Source organism: Streptomyces sp. NPDC054863 (assembly GCF_053610825.1).
Genome location: NZ_JBSGZD010000581.1, coordinates 1 through 1,063, shown reverse-complemented (window position 1 = coordinate 1,063; position 1,063 = coordinate 1). Strand labels below are relative to the sequence as shown.

General features: G+C 74.9%; 1 protein-coding gene. It reads left to right on the top strand.

The window, feature by feature from the left end:
- The coding region (gene recX / locus ACWGIG_RS39050) for a recombination regulator RecX (RefSeq protein ID WP_453326465.1) at positions 1-846 on the top strand (846 nt) is incomplete at its 5' end.
- Positions 847-1,063 lie beyond the last annotated feature (217 nt).

Below are 1,063 nucleotides of genomic sequence, written 5' to 3'. Positions count from 1 at the left end.
GCTCATGGAGACGGCGCCGGACGCGGCCGTGGCGCGTGGCGTGACGGCCGTACGGAGCGCGACGGTGGCGCGGGGCGCGAGAGTGGCGCCGGGCGTGACGGTGGCGTGAGGCGTGACGGTGGCACGGGGGAGGCCGGGGTGTCCGACGGGCCTCCCAGGCTCCCCTGGTCCTCCAGGGACGCCGAGGGGCCGGGGGAGGCCGAGGGGTTCGGGGAGTCCGGGAAGGGCCGCAGAGGCACCCGGGGTTCCCGGTCCTCGCGCGGCTTCGGGGGATCCGGGGGCACAGGGGACTCCCGGAACTCCCGCACTTCCGAAGGCGGTGGGGACGGTGGCGAGAAGCCGCCCCAGGACCCGGCGGAGCGGGCGCGGTCGATCTGCCTGCGCCTGCTCACCGGGACCCCCCGCACCCGCAAACAGCTCGCGGACGCCCTGCACAAGCGGGACATCCCCGAGGACGTCTCGGACGAGGTGCTGTCCCGCTTCGAAGAAGTAGGACTGATCAACGACGCGGTGTTCGCGGACGCCTGGGTCGAGTCCCGCCACCACAGCAAGGGACTGGCCCGGCGGGCGCTCGCCCGTGAGCTGCGTACCAAGGGCGTGGAGCCGAGCCTGATCGACGAGGCCGTCGGGCAGCTCGACGCGGAGCAGGAGGAGGCGACCGCCCGCGAGCTCGTGGCCCGCAAGCTCCGCTCCACCCGGGGGCTGGAGCGGGACAAGCGTCTGCGCCGCCTTGCGGGGATGCTGGCCCGCAAGGGCTACCCGGAGGGCCTGGCCCTCCGGCTGGTCAGGCAGGCCCTGGAGGAAGAGGGCGAGGACGCGGACGGTCTGGACTTCGAGCCGTTCTGACTCCGGGCTTCGAGCCGGTCCGGTCCGGGCTTCGAGCCGGTCCGGTCCGGGCTTCGAGCGGTTGTGGGCCGGACGGCCAGCCGCTCCGACCTGGGGCCGGGCGGGTTCTTACCCAGGGCCGTGCGGTTCTGGCCCACGACTGTGCGCGTTCCGGCCCACGACCGCGAGCCGCGTCGGCCGCGGTGGAAGGCCGGTGTCCGCCGGACCCCCTGTCCTC